This window comes from Lentilactobacillus dabitei, assembly GCF_019061365.1.
GTDB classification, from domain to species: Bacteria; Bacillota; Bacilli; order Lactobacillales; family Lactobacillaceae; genus Lentilactobacillus; species Lentilactobacillus dabitei.
Window position 1 is genome coordinate 19397 of sequence record NZ_JAHPPD010000008.1, and the last position, 19171, is coordinate 38567.

At 43.8% G+C, this 19171-nt stretch carries 13 protein-coding genes; 6 read left to right on the forward strand and 7 right to left on the reverse strand.

The annotated features are described in order from the left end of the window. Nucleotides 1–203: 203 nt before the first annotated feature. The 4 genes from KTE19_RS02250 to KTE19_RS02265 all read right to left on the reverse strand — a co-directional run bounded on the left by KTE19_RS02250 (nt 204) and on the right by KTE19_RS02265 (nt 4904). Nucleotides 204–1778: an ABC transporter permease family protein gene (locus KTE19_RS02250; protein WP_217341515.1), complete on the reverse strand. Its 1575-nt coding sequence runs from the start codon at nt 1776–1778 to the stop codon at nt 204–206. Continuing rightward, on the reverse strand, nt 1771–2538 hold the full coding sequence (locus tag KTE19_RS02255) for an ABC transporter ATP-binding protein (protein WP_217341516.1): 768 nt from the start codon (nt 2536–2538) through the stop codon (nt 1771–1773). Before KTE19_RS02255 ends, KTE19_RS02250 begins: the two co-directional genes overlap by 8 nt. A gap of 327 nt (nt 2539–2865) precedes the next feature. Then, on the reverse strand, nt 2866–3684 hold the full coding sequence (locus tag KTE19_RS02260; RefSeq protein WP_217161509.1) for a D-alanyl-D-alanine carboxypeptidase: 819 nt from the start codon (nt 3682–3684) through the stop codon (nt 2866–2868). A gap of 26 nt (nt 3685–3710) precedes the next feature. Further along, nucleotides 3711–4904 (reverse strand): ATP-binding protein, encoded by a 1194-nt coding sequence (locus KTE19_RS02265; protein WP_217161511.1) that lies wholly within the window; start codon nt 4902–4904, stop codon nt 3711–3713. 382 nt (nt 4905–5286) lie between these two features. Here KTE19_RS02265 and KTE19_RS02270 point away from each other — a divergent pair, with 382 nt between their 5' ends. The 3 genes from KTE19_RS02270 (at nt 5287) to KTE19_RS02280 (ending at nt 7628) form a co-directional block, all read left to right on the forward strand. Then, entirely contained in the window at nt 5287–5910 is a 624-nt protein-coding gene (locus KTE19_RS02270; RefSeq protein WP_217161512.1) for a helix-turn-helix transcriptional regulator, read from the forward strand. Nucleotides 5911–6005: 95 nt separating this feature from the next. Continuing rightward, nucleotides 6006–6320 (forward strand): rhodanese-like domain-containing protein, encoded by a 315-nt coding sequence (locus tag KTE19_RS02275; RefSeq protein WP_217161514.1) that lies wholly within the window; start codon nt 6006–6008, stop codon nt 6318–6320. A gap of 132 nt (nt 6321–6452) precedes the next feature. Continuing rightward, nucleotides 6453–7628, forward strand: a complete 1176-nt coding sequence (locus tag KTE19_RS02280) for a CPBP family intramembrane glutamic endopeptidase (RefSeq protein WP_249778559.1) — start codon at nt 6453–6455, stop codon at nt 7626–7628. A 105-nt stretch (nt 7629–7733) separates the two neighbouring features. On the opposite strand, the gene KTE19_RS02285 is transcribed toward KTE19_RS02280, so the two are convergent. Both KTE19_RS02285 and KTE19_RS02290 read right to left on the reverse strand, forming a co-directional pair. Next, nucleotides 7734–9122, reverse strand: coding sequence for a class II fumarate hydratase (locus tag KTE19_RS02285; RefSeq protein WP_217341517.1), 1389 nt, complete (start codon nt 9120–9122; stop codon nt 7734–7736). Between the two features lie 15 nt (nt 9123–9137). Continuing rightward, nucleotides 9138–10757, reverse strand: coding sequence for a malolactic enzyme (locus tag KTE19_RS02290; RefSeq protein ID WP_217341518.1), 1620 nt, complete (start codon nt 10755–10757; stop codon nt 9138–9140). 124 nt (nt 10758–10881) lie between these two features. Here KTE19_RS02290 and KTE19_RS02295 point away from each other — a divergent pair, with 124 nt between their 5' ends. The 3 genes from KTE19_RS02295 to KTE19_RS02305 all read left to right on the forward strand — a co-directional run bounded on the left by KTE19_RS02295 (nt 10882) and on the right by KTE19_RS02305 (nt 18024). Next, the gene (locus KTE19_RS02295; RefSeq protein ID WP_217161521.1) at nt 10882–11775 is read left to right on the forward strand and encodes a LysR family transcriptional regulator; all 894 of its coding nucleotides are present in this window, start codon (nt 10882–10884) and stop codon (nt 11773–11775) included. 150 nt (nt 11776–11925) lie between these two features. Then, the gene (locus tag KTE19_RS02300; RefSeq protein ID WP_217341519.1) at nt 11926–16767 is read left to right on the forward strand and encodes a DUF5776 domain-containing protein; all 4842 of its coding nucleotides are present in this window, start codon (nt 11926–11928) and stop codon (nt 16765–16767) included. Nucleotides 16768–17016: 249 nt separating this feature from the next. Continuing rightward, complete coding sequence (locus tag KTE19_RS02305) at nt 17017–18024, forward strand: D-2-hydroxyacid dehydrogenase (protein WP_217161525.1); 1008 nt, start codon at nt 17017–17019, stop codon at nt 18022–18024. Between the two features lie 165 nt (nt 18025–18189). On the opposite strand, the gene KTE19_RS02310 is transcribed toward KTE19_RS02305, so the two are convergent. Beyond that, nucleotides 18190–18927, reverse strand: coding sequence for a gamma-glutamyl-gamma-aminobutyrate hydrolase family protein (locus tag KTE19_RS02310; RefSeq protein WP_347339390.1), 738 nt, complete (start codon nt 18925–18927; stop codon nt 18190–18192). Between the last annotated feature and the right edge of the window lie 244 nt (nt 18928–19171).

A 19171-nucleotide genomic window follows, 5' to 3' on the forward strand; every position in this document is an offset into this window, starting at 1 on the left:
AGCCAGTCAACAAACCACGCGGTGATCAATGCTACCGCAAGTGGGGCAAGGAAATCATGAATCAATAAGAACACCTCCTAACTGACGCTAGGTAGGCGACCTTAATAGTATACCAAGTTTATAAAATTGAATGTATGAAAATAATGAACTTAGAAGATGTATAGTCTATATCAGAACCATTATAACTTTAGCATGGGTCAGACCTACAAAGCCAAGCTCACCTTCTGCCAATAACGATAGTAATGCCACAACATAGCAACTGATGGGATAGCAATCACGATCAACGCCACGGCATTGATAATCATTGGTGCGTAAGCGTGAACCAGCAAAATGTAGGCGGCAATTAAACTAGCGCCGACGACGATCGAGCCAAAGGTCACCAAGCCAATTAGCATATTGCCACCGCCTCGGTTAAATAATTGGGTCGCATTGGTCCATGTTAAGTCCAGCAAGCGCCAGTCGCGGGTAAAGTTGTACGAACTTGCCAGAATATTACCAAGAATGACGCCGAGGGCGAGTGTCAAAATATCAAGCCAGGCCAATTTGGTTAAAAGGCCAAGTCCCACTGATAGAACAACCAAGACGGCTCCTTGGAGGCAGGTAATCAGCTTAAATTTCAACCAAAGATAGCTTTTAAACTCGATGGGCAATGATTTAATGAATGCCAAATTTTGGCGGTCTAGGGAAATGAAAATGCCAGCTAACGAACCTTGATTGATAGCCATAATGGCGACAACAATTCCGGCTAAGAAGGTTACGCCAGCATCTTGAGCCGTTAATTCTGACAAATTCAATCCATCTTGAAAGACAAAAATCAGGGTAAAGATACAAACTGGGAAAATGGTCATCGAAAACGACTGCATGAGCAAGGTTGGATTCCCTAAGAGGCCCAAATTATAACGAATGAATTGGCGGTTCATACCAGTTCCCTGATGAGATTTTCGTTTTGGTTTGCGAACCTGTTGAACATTTTCCCCGCTGAGCACTTTTGGTAACAGCACCTTTTGCATAAACAAGCCCAATATCACAACGATTACGAGCATAATTGCAATGGTGATGAGACTTTCCATCCTCAATGGGTCGGCAACTGTTTGGTGAAGTTGCGCGAATCCGGGGATGATGAATGAATTGGTTGATCGGCTGTCATCACCAGTGTTCATGACGAAGATGGCCGCAAACATCGCAATCATTGATAAGCCAGTCATCAAAAAAGTCATTAATTTTTGGTGGCTTCGATAGACTTTGGTTTGCGCAAAACTGAAAATCCCAACGGAACAAATTAAGAACAGGCAAAGATAAAACAGGATGAATATGAAGGTGCCGACTAGGATACTAATGCCGATAAAGCGGCCTGAATGAACACCACCCATCACAAAGAGGATCCACGTTGGCAGTTCCATTGGCAAAATGATCAAAACGACAATCGAAAACTTGGCAATGAACACTGCCCATTGATTTAACGGTAATGGTAGATAATCTTTGAGATCCTTACTTTCAAAGAAGACGTTATCAAGCGCTGTGATGGTTTGTCCCAAGCCAAGAACCGTAAACAAGGCAAGTAGATTAGTGAAAATACCCACATTTTGATACAAATTGGCAACGAGCATGGTGCTGCCAAAAATCAGTATGAAAAGGATACCAATTAAGCCATATTGCAACATCAGCGAGCGGTATAGGGTACCACCGCTCTTGCCCTTCTCCCGTTGGCGCCGAGTAAGCTGGGGATTTGCGTATAGCAGGTTGACCTTCATGAGCTGCCATAACTGGTGATTAATCATTGTGATCGCTCCCCTCAGGATCGTTAACCGTCTGCTGGTCAGCGGCCCTGCCAGCCATCTTGAGGTAAATGGTTTCAAGGGTGGCATTTGGCATCGTACTGAGCAGGTGCTTAACCGAGCCATTATAAATGAGGTCACCGTGGCGAAGAATTGCTAAGTCGTCACAAAGTTCCTGAGCGGTTGCCAAAACGTGGGTTGAAAAGACCACGGTCTTGCCTTTAGCAGCGTGTTTTCGCATGAGTTGTTTGAGGTCGTAAATGGCTTGAGGATCCAAACCGGTCATGGGTTCGTCCAACACCCAAATGTCTGGGTCGGGAAGTAGGGCGCCAATGACGATGGCCTTTTGACGCATGCCATGGGAAAAATCACCGATTGGCGAATCAGCGTGGGCAGTCATGTCAAATAGATCAGTCAGCTCGGATTGTCGTTTGGCCCGCAACTCTTTTGGAATTTGGTAAGCTGATGCGATCAGGTCCCAATAATCGTTAGCAGTGAGTTCCAGAAAAATATCAGGGGAGTCTGGGACGTAACCGATTCGTTTCTTAATTGCCAAGCGGTGGTCGGCCAAACTGATTCCATCAACATTAATGGTGCCTGAAGTTGGTTCGATAACACTAACCAAGCTTTTGAGCGTTGTCGATTTACCAGCACCGTTATGGCCAAGAAAGCCGAAAATTTTGCCATCGGGAATTGTTAAGGATAAATCTCTTAGGGCTACGGTTGAATTGTAAACTTTTTGCAGGTGGTTAAATTCGATCATGGGTGAGTCTCCTTTTCAACAACGAGTGGTTTCTAAAACAGGATACTGTCCCCCGAATAATGATCATTAGCTCCTCAGAATTTTGCTGGTGGATCTCTGGATGGTTTAGAAATCAGTAATAATACTATCAGACGATTGTGTGGTTTGTCGAATCCAATCTGGTAGGAAAGTCCTTCTTGCTAAGCAGAATGTACACCGAAAGTTCCCCGAATACAATGAGTTTGTGGGCTAAGATTTTGAGACAACTGTTAAAGATGGGCTGTGAGACTAAATTTGGTTATCAATAAAGTGTAAATTCAAGATACTAAAAGAAGAAATCAAAATGACTTATTTCGGCTGAGCAAGCACTAGCGCGTAATTATTCTGGATAGTCGTATAGCTGATCGTACTTGGGTAACCAGACTTATCAACTGAAGTTGCAGCGCCGTCATTGATGTAAATACCAACATGGTAGCCCTGACTTATTAAGTTACCTAATTTTTTGCTTGTATATCCTTTAGCTGCAAGCATTCTTTTGACGATAGCTGCTTTACTGGCGTTACTTGCTGCTGGTGACATTAAATAATCATGAACCGTCGTTTTATGAGTAATTAAGCCTTCGGTTGCAGTTCCCTGAATTTTCCCTAAGTCAATGACGTTTTTATAATCGTTGATTTGATTGTTGGCAGCTTGTTGAGATAATCGCAAACTAACTTGTGCATCGGGAATTAGCTTAAGTAATGCTCTAGTTAACTTTTGTGATTTATCGGTGTTTAAATAGTTTGTGTAGTCTTTATTGGAACTAAACCCGTTGATATCTTTGACAACTGCCGGGGTAAGATAACGATTCCAGACATAACCTTGAGCCTTACCGCCGAAGTTACTAATTTTATAATAGACCCGGCTTTTATGAACGAAAGACCGGGTTACATACCAAGTTGTGTATTGATAATGCTTTAAATTATGCAACTTTTTAGTGAAATGATAATTCCAAATATAAGCATTCTTCTTGGTGTTTGTATAGTAGATTGCTGCATCGGACTTTCCAGAACTCCAAGTGTATTTGTTAGTTGATGACCAAGCGTGTGATGTGACTTGTTGCGATCCTAGGCCAATGCCAAAGGCCAGTAAAATAATCGATAAAATTTTAATTTTTCTATTATGCATGATTAGGTCTCCCTTCAATGCGTATATTAATAATCTTCCAGTAACCAATCAACAATATTGATGATTGGGATGCCATCGATTTCCTTAAATTCGTAGTAGTGCTGGGTGATAACCAGTTTGCGGTAATTATCTTTAATATTAAGAAGGTTATCAGTTTCGTGGGTATTGTGCGGGATCTCATAAGTCACTTGGATATACAAGACTTCATCTATTTTTCTAGCAACAAAATCAACTTCTTTGGTGTTCAGTTTGCCAACGTTCACAGTGTAACCCCGACGAATTAATTCCAGATATACGATATTTTCCAACTGACCGCCATAATTTCCAGGGCGCCGGCCGGTCGCATTCCGCCTTAATCCCGCATCCACAATATAGTACTTTCCACTTGTTCTTAGATACTCACGCCCACGAATATCATATTGACGGGCGCGGTAAAAGAGAAAGGCGTTTTCCAGTAGTGATAAATAGCGTTCGACGGTGTGATTACTTGTCTTAATACCCTTGCTAGAAAGCGTTCTGGCAACTTTAGCCGGTTGAATAAGCTGACCAACATTATCTGAGAGGAACGCTACTAACGATTTTAGGATATCGGTGTCTCGGACGTTAGCTCGCATTGAAACATCGTTCAAAATAATGGTGTCGTATATTCCTGATAAAATTGTATCTTTAATTTGGTTATCTGCTAATACGACTGAGGGAAAACCGCCATACTGTTCATATTCATTAAAGGCTGAATCAACTTTTCGGGAGTCGGGGTCGATCTCCTTGGCCTGCAAGAATTCTTTAAAAGAAAATGGGTAAATTGGAATTTCTACATAACGGCCACTGAGGAGGGTTGCTAGTTCCCCAGAAAGCATATGGGCATTTGACCCTGTTAACACGATGTCACTGTTATAGCTTACCCGGACGGCATTGATGACGCGTTGCCAGCCGTCCACCATTTGGATTTCATCTAAAAGCAGATAGGTGCGAACGTTTTTATCTAATCGATTTGCGAGTAACGTTTGCAGTTGATCAGCTGTTTGAACTTTTAGTAGAGAAAAATCTTCAAAATTGAAATAGACGATATTTTTTTCCGGAATTCCCTGTGATATGAGATAATCCCGGTAAAGCATCAAAAGGACGGATTTACCAGCACGACGAACACCAGTGATTATTTTAATGTTTTCGTTATCTTTGAACTGAATCAATTTTTTTAAGTAGGTTGGGCGTTGAATCATACGAAATCATCTCCTGTGGAAATATAGTTCTATTATAGATGGGTTGGTAAAAATATGGAAGTATACTTCCATATAATATAAATTTGGTGATAAAAGGAAGCATACTTCTATTTCTGAAATCACATGTGCAAAGAATGCGTAACCGTGTGTAAAGAATGTGTAAATAGTGGCTAAAATCCAGTATTGGCTTGAAGTAGCTGATAATTACGTGTATAAAATATTTTAGAGGTCAGATCGATAACTACCAGTTTTCGGTTTTCAATCATCTTAAATCATACATATATTTCAATTTATAATCACTGAATTCACTAGCCATTGTGTTGATGCTAGCATGAATAGCTTGCCGTCCGGACGGGTTAGCATTACCTTAAGGAGGATCACGATGATCGAAACGTATTTTGCACAACAATTAAAAGTCAGAAGGAGTGAGGCCGCTCTTACACAACAAGAACTGGCAGACAAATTACATGTTTCACGGAAAACAATCTCCAGTTGGGAAACTGGCCGGAATCGACCAGATATTGACACATTAAAACAATTGGCGGCCATTTTTCAAATCTCACTGGATGATTTGTTGGGCAATAATGGCGTTGTAAAGGTACCTGTCAAGCCTAAGGCGATAGGTCAGCACAGGTCGTCAGTGATGATTATTAATGCTTTGATTTTGGTAATTATTGTGGAACGAATTACGCAGCTTTCAACCACCCAAGGCTTAATGTGGATGAATTTGCTGTTGCTGGCAACGATTGGCTTGCGGGTGTTGATCTCTAAGCGCGGCGGGTGGATTGTCAAATCTCAATTAGCTTTTATTATGGCTGAAATGACGATTGGATTTTTGGCACTGATTAGTGGCTGGCTGCATGCCTTTCACATGGGCTTTGGCTTTTACACGACCTGTTGCGTTGTTGGTTGGGTCATGTTGATTGACGTTGCTATTCAACTGAAATGCCGGGTTCGTAATCGGTCCTGGTCGAATGATAATGAGACTGTTTCCAGGGAAAAGTGATTTTGCCAACGATAGATATTTCTATCAAAACCTTTAAAAAGCTTCCACAGATGTTAAAGTGTGATTGATCTATTAATTTGGAAGAAGGAACAATCATGCTATTTTTAAAATTCAAACAGATTTCAACCGCTGAATTGCAGAAAGAATCACCGACGGCGCCAACGATTGTCGATGTTCGTGAAGAAAACGAATTTCAAACCGGGCACATTCCAGGCGCCAAGAACTGGCCGTTATCCCAAATTACCCGTGGCATCGATGAACCAGACTATCCCCAACCTTGGTACCTCATCTGCCATTCAGGCCGTAGAAGTAAAATGGCTGCTAAAATTTTGAGTAAATCCGGCTATCACGTTATTAACGTCAAAGGTGGGATGAACGCTTGGCAGGGTGCGGTTACGAAAGCCAATTAGCCAGGTGTAGCTAAAATGAGATTAATTTGAGGTCTCAAGCGGTCTGGTCATTTGGGCCGGTTTTAGTTTGGTCGGGGCTATTCTTCAGTTGGAATTCGGCAAACATCATCCAAAGAAATTGAGGAACCCATTATGAAACAGAAATCGCTTTTATTGATCTTTAAGGCGGAGTGCCTATTGATCGCAGTCATTGTTACGACGTTATATTTACTGAAACTAGATTATTTAACACTTCACGCTAGTACGCTAATTCCTGTTGGCATCAACTTGTTGGCAGGTAGCTTGTTGATGGGGGCCGATCATAATCAATGGTTGACGTTCATTAATAACGTGTTAAAGCTATTATTAGTTTGCTTGTTTCCCTTTTCGTTAGGCCTCGCCCTTTGTCTGCTGGGATCACCATTAGTTATTAAGCTGGCAGTTTCTAACTGGTTGGTCGTGGTAATTGGGCTGATCTTATTTGGCATCATGTTGTCTCCTTTCTTGAAGGTCGTTTTGTATTCACTTCGGAGAATTGGCTGGCAAATCGCTGGGATGGTTATCTTGATGGTCACGTTTTATTTGGCCGCGTTTAATTCGCAATTTTTAAACTTTCCGGTTAATCAAGGTAATCCCGTTTTATGGTTATCATATTTTGGCTCCTTTGGCATTGCGATTGATGGGATGAATCGATGGGACTACCGGTTCCCTCGATTCCGAATTAATTCAACCGTCAATTATTGGTGGCTGGGATTGGCAGTGGCAACTGCCCTTTTAAATCTAGGGATGACGGCTGGCAGTTGGGTACGATTGTTTACGAAGTTCCAACTCGTTTTGAGCTCCCATTCACTCATCTTTATTGCCGCAACCATTATTTGGGTTGGCATTAAAGAAGAACTTATCTTTAGGTACCTATTTCTCTGGCCATTGTTGACTGTTAAAGGTCAATCGAATCGAAGAAGGATTGTGTGGGCCACTTTAATAAGTTCCGGCGCATTTGGCTTGTTTCATGCCTCAAACCTATTGAGTGGTCAGGGGTTGCTTCCAACCTTGTTGCAAATCTTTGCCGCCTTTGGGATTGGGATGCTGTTTAGCGTTATTACGTTATATACTGGCACAATTTGGATTGGCATCACGCTACATGCCATGATTGATTTAATTGGGTATCCGATGACGAGCGCCGGCGTGTTTGCTGGGGGGATGTCACCATATATGGTCGAATTTATTATCATCACCCGAATCATCGAGCTTATCGTTGTCTTTCTTATTTTGAAGAATCAAAAGAATCAGGCGGCATTTGCACAAACCCTGCAACGGATTCGCAAATAGACGCACCAAGAGAATTGACTTAAATATATTTATGTAATTGAAAACCGCAATCGTTTCCTTAATTAGGAATGATTGCGGTTTTCGTTTGCTCATAAAATCAAATTATTATGAATCTTTTCGATCAATATTCGTCATATCAAGTGGCTTCATCCAGTCATCAAAATCACTTGCATTCACATAGCCTAATTTGATGGCAGCCGTTTTCAGTTTGGTGCCATCTTGGTTAGCCAACTGAGCGATTTCAGCGGCCTTGTGATAGCCAATGTGTGGCGATAATGCGGTGACGGTCATCAATGAATTGTCGACCAAGTCTTGCATGCGATCGGCGTTAACGGTAATACCGGCTACCAACTTATCCGTGAAGTTGTGAATAATGCCGGTTAATAGCGTGGTTGATTCAAGAAAGCTAAAGATAATCACTGGTTTGTAGACATTCATTTCAAAATTCCCCTGACTGGCTGCAACTTCGATTGTCGTGTCGTTACCCATCACCCGGGTGGCGGCCATCGTAATGGCTTCAGCTTGGGTCGGATTAACCTTGCCGGGCATAATCGAGGAACCGGGTTCGTTGGCAGGGATGGTCAACTCACCATAGCCGGCTCGCGGACCACTGGCTAAGAAGCGGATATCGTTGGCGATTTTTAATAGGTCAGCCGCGAGGGTTCGAATGGCGCCGTGAGTAACCGACAACCCAGAATGACTGCTCAACCCGAAGAACTTGTTTTGCGTTCTAAATGGCAGTGAATATTCAGCTGTTAAAGTTTTGACCATTTCGATGTCAAAGCCGGGTAAGGTATTCAAACCAGTTCCCACCGCAGTACCACCGATTGGCAATTCCAACAAGGTATCACTGGTTTCTTGAATATAATGAAGATCGTGTTTCAGGGCACTCACCCAGCCGCTGATTTCTTGGCCAAACGTCAACGGCGTGGCATCTTGAAGATGTGTCCGCCCAATTTTGACGACCTGCCAGTATTGTTTTTGTTTCTGTTGCAAAGTCGCAATCAGGTGTTCGACTTCCGGCTTCAACTTGGTTAGCGCCTGGCTGGCAGAAATATTCATAGCTGTTGGGAAAGTGTCATTGGAACTCTGGGAATGGTTAACGTCATCGTTGGGCAGAATTTCAATATCCGAATTAAGCTGTTTACACAGGTTCGCGATGACTTCATTAACGTTCATGTTGGTTTGCGTTCCAGACCCCGTTTGAAAAACGTGCAACGGAAAATCGGCCATGAGGTCATGATCAGCCAACGAGAGCAATTGGCGGCAAGCTTGTTCAATCAAGGCAGTCTTTTGGGTTGGCAGACCATTCTGCTTTTCGTTTACAGTTGCGGCGGCCAGCTTGATATTAATCAGTGAACGAATTAATTGAACTGGCATGATGGGCCCAGTTGGAAAGTTATTTCGGCTCCGTTCGGTTTGCGGTCCCCATAATGCATCTTTGGGGACTTTTACTTGTCCCAAGGTATCTGCTTCAATTCGATATTCAGTCATGACGAATGCTCCTTATTAGTAGGTTGGTTCCCATTTTACCTCATTGATTGCCGCTGTGACTGACCCAATTGGTTTTTGATTCAATTTTTGACCAACTGCACTTTGCGCCACGGCAGCCGCAACCGTATCCGAAAATTGGTTGAGCTTGGTGACTGGTGGCAAAACAGCAGCTCCGGGTTGGCTAACATCGACAATCCCACCAAGGGAATGGGCGGCCGCCGAAATCATTTGGTCGTTGAGGACTGAAGCCCGAGCGGCGATTGCCCCCAGTCCGAGTCCTGGATAGATTAGGGCATTGTTGGCCTGGCCAATTTGGTAAGTCACACCGCTATAGTCAACGTTAGCCGATGGAATTCCAGTGGCCACTAATGCCTGGCCATTTGTCCACTTGATGAGATCTTCTGCGCTGGCTTCAATTAGCTTAGTGGGATTCGAAATTGGGAAGATGATTGGCCGCTTAGTGTGAGCTGCCATTTCCCTCACAACCGCTTCGGTGAAGGCACCCGGTTGAGTAGAAGTTCCGACCATAATGGTTGGGTGAACGGCTTTGACCACCGCCAGCAAGTTGGTTAACTCATCGGCGTTGGCAAATTCCGTTCGTGAACGGGCGAAGGGCTTCTGCTCAGGGGTGAGATTAGTCATATCGTCAAATAACAATCCCTGTTTATCAACCAAATAGAAGTGTTTTTTGGCTTCTGCAGGGCTTAACCCCGCACTGACCATTTCATCGTAAACCTTGCGGGTGATACCAGCCCCGGCTGTGCCCGCGCCAAAGCAAAGATAGCGCTGATCGGTTAATTGTTGCTTGGAAATATTGAGCGCGCCAATGATCCCAGCCAAGACAATGATTCCAGTTCCTTGGATGTCATCGTTAAAGACCAGGTTGCGTTCTTTGTACTGATTCAAAATTGTTGCTGCGTTGGAACGGCCAAAGTCCTCAAAATGGAGATAGACGTCGGGAAATGTTTTTTCAAAGGCGGCCACAAACCGATCGATAAAATCATAATAGCGTTTCCCACGGACTCGTTTAAATTGATTTCCCAGATAAAGGGGATCGTTCAGGAGTTTCTCGTTATTGGTGCCAGCGTCGATCACGACGGGCAATACAGAACTGGGATCGATGCCGGCAGCAGCAGTATAGACCATCAGCTTGCCGACAGTGATATCAACGCCTTGGGTGCCCCAATCGCCGATTCCTAAAATGCCCTCGCCATCGGTCACACAGAGGAGACTAATTTTGCGGCCATTTGCGGCATTTTTGAGGGACGTTTCAATTGAATCGGGGTCGTCGATTGATAAAAAGGCGGCTCCTTGTGGCTGGACGAACAACCGACTGTAATTTTCGACCGTCGTTGCAATGGTTGGATCGTAAACAATTGGCATCAATTCGGCAACGTGCTGGCTGAAGACTTTAAAAAAGAGGACTCGGTTCTCATTAAAGATGGTCATTAAAAACAACCGCTTTTCCAAAGCAGTCGAGCGTTGCTGGTATTGGCGATAGACTTCATCTGCTTGCTCTGCTAAGCTCTGAATCCTCGGTGGCAGCATGCCCACCAAGCCAAATTGTTTGCGTTCGGCTGCTGTAAAGGCGGTACCCTTATTGGTAAATGGATCGGTTAATTTTTCATTTGTCATCTCATCGCACCCTTTGACTTTTCTTAAGGATAATCTTGCCAACTTTGTATAGTCAAAACGCTTATGATTTATTATGATTAGTAATAGTAACTAACAAATATCCGATAAAAGCAGGGTGAATTACGTGAATATCAACGATCTTCAATATTATGTCTCATTATCACAAGAAAAAAACTTTTCAAAAGTTGCTCAGCAATATCATGTTAGCCAGCCAACCGTTTCGGCCGCGATTAAACGTCTTGAAACGCAATTTGCCAGTCAATTGCTGGTTAGAGGTAATCCCCACCAGTCGATCACCTTGACCACAGCTGGGAGACAACTCTTGGCCCACGCTAATGAGATGCTTTATCACTATCGGTTGGCGACCGTTGAGATCCAAAATAGTCACCGGCAGCATTTGGTCATGGGGATGCCACCCATCATTGAGACTAACTATTTTCCCCAGATTGCCAAGCGGCTCCCAAGTCATTATTTAGAGAACTTAGCTACGGTGGAAGAAGGATCGTTATCGGCCTTGAAGGACCTCAAATATGGTAAACTCGATCTTTCCTTTTTGGGATATGTTGGTGAAATTAACGATCCGGAAATCGTGATTGACGAGTTTGACCGCCAACCATTTTCAATCTTGGTGGCTAAACAAAATCCATTGGCAAGGCGTACCACCATTGCCTTTCGAGAACTAAAGGGGCAGCCATTTATTTTGTTTAAAAATAGTTTTGTTCACGATCAGGTATTCCGCACGCTGGCGCAAACAAACCATATGCGGCCACAAGTGATATTTCGGTCAATCGAGACCCAAAGCATTGTTAATTTGGTGGCTCAAAACGTCGGCATTGGTCTGCTCAGCAATGCCGTAAGAGCGACGAATCCCAATGTTGTTCTACTTGAACTGACGGATATCCCTCAACCAACGTTCAAGCTTGGATTAGCGACTCGGAAAAATACCGTTTTTAGTCCTTCCCAAGCAAAAATTATTAAGCAGATTCGAGAAGTGACGTTTAAATTATCGGAAAATTAACTATTTTGTTATAGTAAAATATCTCCGCGTAAATTGACTGTAATGATTGCTATCACGGCGTTTGTAGTAAGTCAAATTATTGGCATTCCTCCTTTGTAAGCGCTACCATTAATGCGTAAACTTATTGACTTGGATTCGAGGGGGGAGACAATGATGAAAACACATTGGCGAATGTATAAAGATGGCAAGAGGTGGGTTTTCGCTGCAGCGACGATGACTGCGTTAACCCTTGGTCTTGGGACGCTAAATGTTCGTGCTGATGAGCAGCAGGGCCAAATTTCAACGGTAGCGGTACAAGAAAATCAGTCTGGAGATTCTCAGGGGGAACCTTCCTCAGCTGATCAAGATGCTGGTGTGGCGAATGAGCAATCAGTTGAGCAGACGAAGACAACGGACCAAACGGCAGCGACTGTAACCAGTGAGCAATCATCAGCGGTACAGGAACAAGCAACCAGTCAAAGTCAAACACCTGACCAGCGGCCGGCCGAAACTCAGCCGAGTTCTGGTCAACAAGTGATTGCAGATGAACCGGCAAGCACACAATCAACCCAATCGGCTTCTAGACACGTGCAACAGCCAGCTTCCCAGGCTGCTCAACAGGCACCCGCTCAACCAGAACGGGCGACGACAGCTCAACAGCCACAAGCAAGTGACGTTGAAGAAGCGACTGCCACCAATTCAAATCAGGCAAGTCAATCCAGCAACCAGGCGACTGAGCCGGTACCGGCCAAATCTCAGCCAGAGGATCAGTCTGTTATCGGCCAGTCAGTTGACCAAACGCCAGTTGCCAAATCAGCAACGGCACTAAAAAAGACCAATTCTTCAATGGCAGCAGTTGACATTAATAGCTGGATGCCTGACAAAAATATGCAATCACAGATATTGGCATTGTTGATTTCCGAAAACATTTTGGCAAGCAATGCCACTGTCAATGATATCACCCAGGAAAATGTGGCCCAGATTGTCGGATTACAGTTAGGGGCTCATAAAACAGCGACCTATCATAATCCTTATACGGGTCAAAGTGCCGAATCACCTGATGTTTATACGGCTGATGAGACTCATTCAGTTGCTGACCTGACAGGGATTGGCTATTTTACCGGCCTTAAAGATTTGATCTTGACCGATAATTCGTTTACAACGATTCCTGACGAAATTACCCAGCTCACCAATTTGGAATCGCTGGAAATTACGAGAAACACGAAACTAACTTCAATTGGCGACTTGAGCGGCCTTACCAAATTAACAACGCTCAAAATTACCAACAACCCATTCTTGTCTGCCTTACCTAGTTCAATTAATCAGTTAACGAACCTCAAGGGCACCTTAGCTTTAAATGGTAACAATTTTACCACGTTACCTGACATGTCGGCCCTTCAAGGGATTACGACCCTGGACCTGAACAATAACCGGTTAACCGATGTGAGCCAGGCAGGAATTGAAAAATTGGTTAACCTGACAACGCTGAATGTTGGGAGTTACGACGGCCTTAATTATGCAGAATGGATTAATGGCTTTGGGGCAGATTTGAATACTGGCAATAACCCAGAACAATATGACCCTTATGATCCTGTCCCACAAGGGGAGAATAACGTTCATTTAAATTATGACCCAACCGCAAAAGTCAATAACTTCACCTTGATTGATAACACCGGCAATGGTTTTTATGCTTATGCGGATGTCTTTAACTGGAAAGATATTGAACATTATAATCATTTGACGGCCGTGCCGGACGCTTGGAGCCAGCTGGTTAATTTGACTCATTTGAATTTGATTGGTAATGATTTGGTCGATTTGCCCGCAAGTTATGCGGCCTTAACCAAATTAACTGATCTTCGGCTTGGAAATAACAAATTTAAGATTATTCCAGCAGCCATTGGCGACTTGGTCAAGAACCCAAACTTCTCGGTTAACTTTAATAATTACCTGTCCAACTATCCTTCCTATGGGACTTACCGTAACCAAAATTCAATTCCACAAAACGAGATTTGGGATTCGGTTAATAAAGCGTATGTCTTACCAGGCTGGAATCCAGCTAAGGATCAGGTGCTTAGTCAGGTGATTAAGTTCCCAGATCATTACGTGGTTACGTATAATTCTAATAAGTTCAATATCACTGGCGGCCAACTGGTAAATCCGCTCGATGACCAGAAGATTAACGATTCCCAATTCATTACCTTAAATGATTATTATTACACCGGACCAGGTCATCTTTCAAATGGGCAAACTGATCCAGATGGGATTATTGTGCAACAATTTGTTCATTATCCAACTAATTGGCCTGATGGAACTGATCATACCGGCAAATATACGGCACCAAGTAAAAATTCCTGGAATTATGGGAATGGTTATTGGGGCGGAATGTATGGTGCAACCAATGATGTCTTAACTGTCGGCTATATCACGACTCGTGGACCTGATGGTAAGCCAATGAACGAATATCCCTATCTGGATCCTTATGGTGTTGTTCAAAACGATAGTTATTTAGATCAAGCAACAGTTGCCCGAATGAATGATGGTAGGGGAAATTACTATTATGTTATCCTGCTACCAAGAGAGTGGTCTCCTGATGGCAGTAATCTTGGCAAGACTTATAGTTTGAATTTCAGTGTCGGTGGTCGTTACAATCAAAACGCACCTGATGGGGGCTCAAGTAATGGGACTGGGTCAATGGGTGGCTTCGTTAATCCAGATCAGACCGGTTATTCGATGGTGGCCTCAACCGATGTGACTTTTGTTAATGATGGGATTATTTCAATCTCGGCCAAGAATTCCGAAGTTTTCCAAGGCCATGTTTGGGATCCGAGTTCCGGATTTGATGGGGCAACCATTAACGATGCCAATCAAACGAAGATTACCAGTTATTACGGTCAGAATGGTCAACCTGTTCCAGGACTTGGGGTAACGATACAAGAAGTTACGCTGGTTTATGATAATAATGGCGAAGTAGTTGCGGCGCGACCAATTAGAACGTTTAGAGATGCCGATGATTTCAATAATAATGCCACCACCTGGACTTATACTGATGCAACCAACACAGAATTTGCTAGGGACACGAATGGTAGCAAAATCCCTCGTTATTTTGCGGCCACTTACCACTATGGTGATGCTAGTTCTAATTTGGCATTTATTTACGTTGACGATAACTCTTCAATGACCATTAGGGATGCGACAGTAACGGCCAACGGAACGTGGACAATCTCCGGTTCAGGGGATAATAGTTCCCAGTTAACTGCCAAAGATGCGGATGGCGTGACGGTGGTTAGTGACTCTGATCCCCTGACAAATAAGGATCAAATTCAAGTTGCAATTACAGATGACGCCGATCCAACCAAGGTATTTACTTCCGAAGCTGATTTTAATGCCAATAAGGTCGCCGGGCATACCTATACGGTGAGTGTCATTGAATACGACAAACGATCCGAAGAAGGGTTAACCGGATTGCAGTTTGTCCTCCAAAAGAGCCAGGCAAAAATTACGGTCGCTGACGCCGTGAAAGCCGGCCAAATTAAAGTTGCTTACGTTGATGAACAGGGAAACAACATCGCTCCAAGCGGTACCCCAAATGAAGCAACTTATCCGGACGGCCAATACGATGGCAAAACTTATGAGGCTGATCAATTGACGATTCCTGGATATACGTTCAAAGTGGTGAACGGCAGTGATGGACTTAGCTTCACTATGAGTGGCAATCAAGTGGTTGGAACCCTCAAAAATGAGGTGACTGGGACGATCACCTTCGTTTATTATCAAAATTCAGCTGGCGTGAAAGTCAATTATGTTGATGAACAACATAACCCGATTGCCCCAGCTGGAAATGCAACTTATCCAGATGGTCAATATACGGGTCATCAATATGAAACCAACCCAATGACAGTTGCCGGCTACACATTTGACAAAATTTCGACTGCTGGATTAGCAGCTAATGGCACTTTGACCAAGGATGGCGGGACGGTTATCTACGTTTATAAGAAGACTGTGACACCGCCAACCCCACCGACTCCTGATACGCCGGTGACGCCAAGCACGCCAGTTAGTCCAACCGTTCCTGACAACCAGACTGTGGCGGTTGAACCCGCAGCAACCATTAAAAAGAAGATCGTGAAATTAGTTTATGCTAAGCAGGCGATCAGGGTTCACAAGAATGCGACTTTCAAGAAAGGTGAGGGCACCTTCTATCAAAAGAAGCCAAGAATTTACGCGCCAGTCTTCAAAGTTACCGGGGTGGCTTACTCGAAGAATGGCCTGCTGCGGTACAAGGTAAAAGGCGGCTACATTACCGCTAATCCGGATTTCGTTGCCCCAGTATATTACAGTGGCAAGCAACGGAAGGTGACCGTTATCAGTCCGAAGGGCATCTACCTACACAAGGGACCGGGTTTTAAGCAAAGTGACCGGAAGAAAGCAACCTTCTTGAAACAAGGAACGACGGTGAAAAATATTGTCAGAGTGGTTCGTCATGGTCAGTTTGCTACCCGGTTCTATTTGGCAAATGGGTCCTATATCACTGGCAATAAGCTATTTGTTTCAACTAAAGCACCATATACGCCTTACAAAGTTTACAATATTAAGGCAATCAATCAATACAAGACTGTTAACTTGAACGGTAAGCTTGGCCATTATGCGAATAAGCCACGAACCCAGCGATCTGTTTTCAAGGTCAATAAGTGGGATTACTCGCGTGGGGATGTTCGAACTATGCATGGGGTTAAACGGTACAAGGTGAAAGGTGGTTACATTACCGCAAATCCTAAGTATGTTCGGTCACTCTATTACCTGACTAAGCCTAAGACCGTGAAAGTGATTAACAATAAAGGCATTTATTATCACGTTAACAAGAAGTTCGCCAATCGCCAAAAGACAATGCATGTCAAAAAGGGAACCCGAATTAAGATTAAGGCAATCAAGAAGTATGGGAAGATCACTAGATTCTATACTCCTAGTGGTCATTGGATTACCAGTAATAAGAAATTTGTGATTGGAAAGTATTGAGATTGGATGAAAGGCAATTTGATCCCAGGATTTAATTAAGAAATGCCCTGCACGCTGGTTTTTGGAATGCAGGGCATTTCTTTGTCTGAATGGTCGGGATCAGTGGCTGGTCAACCTAAATGGGGACTCAAGTGTTTTTGACATCCAACGATAAATGAGGTATATTGTTGACAAATTCTCATCATTTTATAATTTATTAAAAAACAACCAAATGAAATGACGAAAAAATACATTGATGTGGGTGAAATGATGAAGAAAATATTAGCTTTTAATATTTTGGATTACGAAAAAGAATTCGTTGGTCAATGGGCAGCCGAACATCCCGACGTTCAGGTTGACTTTAACCAAATTGAACTGCACGATGACACGGTTCACCTCGCGGAAGGCTATGATGGGATTGATTACCGTCAGCGCAGCAAGCTCAGTGAGACGCCGGATCTATACCAAAAGTTACATGATTATGGCATTAAGCAGTTGGCATTGCGATCAGCTGGAGTGGATTCCTGCAATTTGAAATGGGCCAAACAATATGGACTGACCATTACCAACGTGCCATCATATTCGCCTGAAGCTGTCGCCGAAATGACGCTCACTCACGCAATGAATTTAGTCCGTCACATCCCCCAGTTCCAAGCGAGAATACATAAAAATGATTATATTGTTGAAGGCTTGAGATCCCGTGAATTGTCTGAAATGACGATTGGAATTATCGGTGTCGGCCGCATCGGCAGTACGGTTGCCAGAATCTTTAGCCGGTTTGGGGCAACCGTGCTTGGCAATGATTTTAAGCAGAATCCTGATTTGAAAGGGATCGTTAAATACACCACTAAGGAAGATATTTATCAGCACGCAGACATTGTGACGATGCATGTGTATATGAGCGAAGACAATTACCATATGGTCAGCACGCATCAGTTCGCGCTGATGAAGCCTTCCGCATTTCTAATCAACTGTTCAAGAGGGCCAGTCGTTGACACAGATGCACTGATTACGGCGTTGAAAAATAAGCAAATTGCCGGTGCCGGTATCGACGTGATCGAAGATGAAACCAAGATTTTCAACCAAACGTTTGAAGGACAGGCTGGCATTCCGTTGAAGGCTTATGAAACTTTAAAGTCATTCGATAACGTCTTCTTGACGCCCCACGTGGCTTTTTATACGGACATTGCGGTTGAAAATATGGTCAAACAGTCGCTGGATGACACGCTGAAACTTATTTCTGGCGAACCCAGTGATCATGTCATTAATGCCGTTTAGTGGATTGAAAAAATTGGGACGAAAAGCGATTTAATCCCAGAGTTTAATGAAAAGGATCAATTATTCCTGATTTTGGAATAGTTGGTCCTTTTGTTAAATGGCCGAGATCAGCCGTTTACTGTAAGCCTTGTTAAACTGTAACAACTGGTGATGGTCCGCTAGAGATTAATTGTCATTATCTTGATTGGCGGCTTCTTTCTGGTGATGATCAACTCGCTGCAGGAAGTCGCGGAACAGGGCGGCCATTTGTTCATTGCTTTCAAACATAAATTCTGGATGCCACTGAACGGCTAGAATGAGGTCATTATCTTCACTTTCCATGCCTTCGATGACGCCATCTTTGGCCAACGCTGACAATTTGAGCCCTGATGCAAGGGCTTTGACGGCTTCGTGGTGGTGGCTGTTGACCAAATGATCGCCACTACCGACGATCGATTCTAACCGGGTTTCTGGTGTCACGGAAACGCTGTGGGTGCCCTGGTCCACCGGCGCCTTTTGGTAATGCTGGAAGGTCTGGCGATTCCGTTGCTGCTTTAAATCTTGGTAGACGGTGCCACCAAGCGCTACGTTGATAATTTGCATGCCGCGACATAATCCGAGAATGGGGATGCTCTGAATAACGGCAAGCTTAGCCAGTTGAATTTCGCTTTCATCCAATAGTGAATCGGTATCGCCAAGTTCCGGGATGGGTTCCTCGCCGTAAAATATGGGAGCGATATCTGGGCCACCAGGGAACATTAAGCCATCACACAGGCCGATGTAGTTAGCCATTAATTCCGGGTTACGAGTTGGAATTGGTAGCGCAACCCCGCCAGCAGTGGTGATTGCAGCCACATCAGCTTGATTGACACTATTGCGGTGAAGTCCATTGACGATTCGGTCCTCAGCGGGAATTCCAATAATTTATTTTGTCATAGAATGGCCTCCTTAAAGAGCTGTTTAGTTGAATCGTACTACATTTGAGAATCAAGTGGGTAAATAAGCATTGGCACAGCTTTAATATCATTAGTGATTGCTGGGTGGAAGTTGACAGGTCAGCCGCCAGTGTTTGAGTAAGATTACCTCGTGGAAACGTGGTCAAAAAGCTGACTCCTGCCATTTAAACAGAAAGCGCAACCACTCCAAACCCGGAATGATTGCGTTCTTT

What these genes read in the sequence shown, in the direction of transcription:
- KTE19_RS02290 (WP_217341518.1), bottom strand. Translation starts at nt 10,757, where the DNA reads ATGACAAATGAAAAATTAACCGATCCATTTACCAATAAGGGTACCGCC.
- KTE19_RS02275 (WP_217161514.1), top strand. Translation starts at nt 6,006, where the DNA reads ATGCTATTTTTAAAATTCAAACAGATTTCAACCGCTGAATTGCAGAAA.
- KTE19_RS02265 (WP_217161511.1), bottom strand. Translation starts at nt 4,904, where the DNA reads ATGATTCAACGCCCAACCTACTTAAAAAAATTGATTCAGTTCAAAGAT.
- KTE19_RS02260 (WP_217161509.1), bottom strand. Translation starts at nt 3,684, where the DNA reads ATGCATAATAGAAAAATTAAAATTTTATCGATTATTTTACTGGCCTTT.
- KTE19_RS02270 (WP_217161512.1), top strand. Translation starts at nt 5,287, where the DNA reads ATGATCGAAACGTATTTTGCACAACAATTAAAAGTCAGAAGGAGTGAG.
- KTE19_RS02280 (WP_249778559.1), top strand. Translation starts at nt 6,453, where the DNA reads ATGAAACAGAAATCGCTTTTATTGATCTTTAAGGCGGAGTGCCTATTG.
- KTE19_RS02255 (WP_217341516.1), bottom strand. Translation starts at nt 2,538, where the DNA reads ATGATCGAATTTAACCACCTGCAAAAAGTTTACAATTCAACCGTAGCC.
- KTE19_RS02305 (WP_217161525.1), top strand. Translation starts at nt 17,017, where the DNA reads ATGAAGAAAATATTAGCTTTTAATATTTTGGATTACGAAAAAGAATTC.
- KTE19_RS02250 (WP_217341515.1), bottom strand. Translation starts at nt 1,778, where the DNA reads ATGATTAATCACCAGTTATGGCAGCTCATGAAGGTCAACCTGCTATAC.
- KTE19_RS02300 (WP_217341519.1), top strand. Translation starts at nt 11,926, where the DNA reads ATGATGAAAACACATTGGCGAATGTATAAAGATGGCAAGAGGTGGGTT.
- KTE19_RS02285 (WP_217341517.1), bottom strand. Translation starts at nt 9,122, where the DNA reads ATGACTGAATATCGAATTGAAGCAGATACCTTGGGACAAGTAAAAGTC.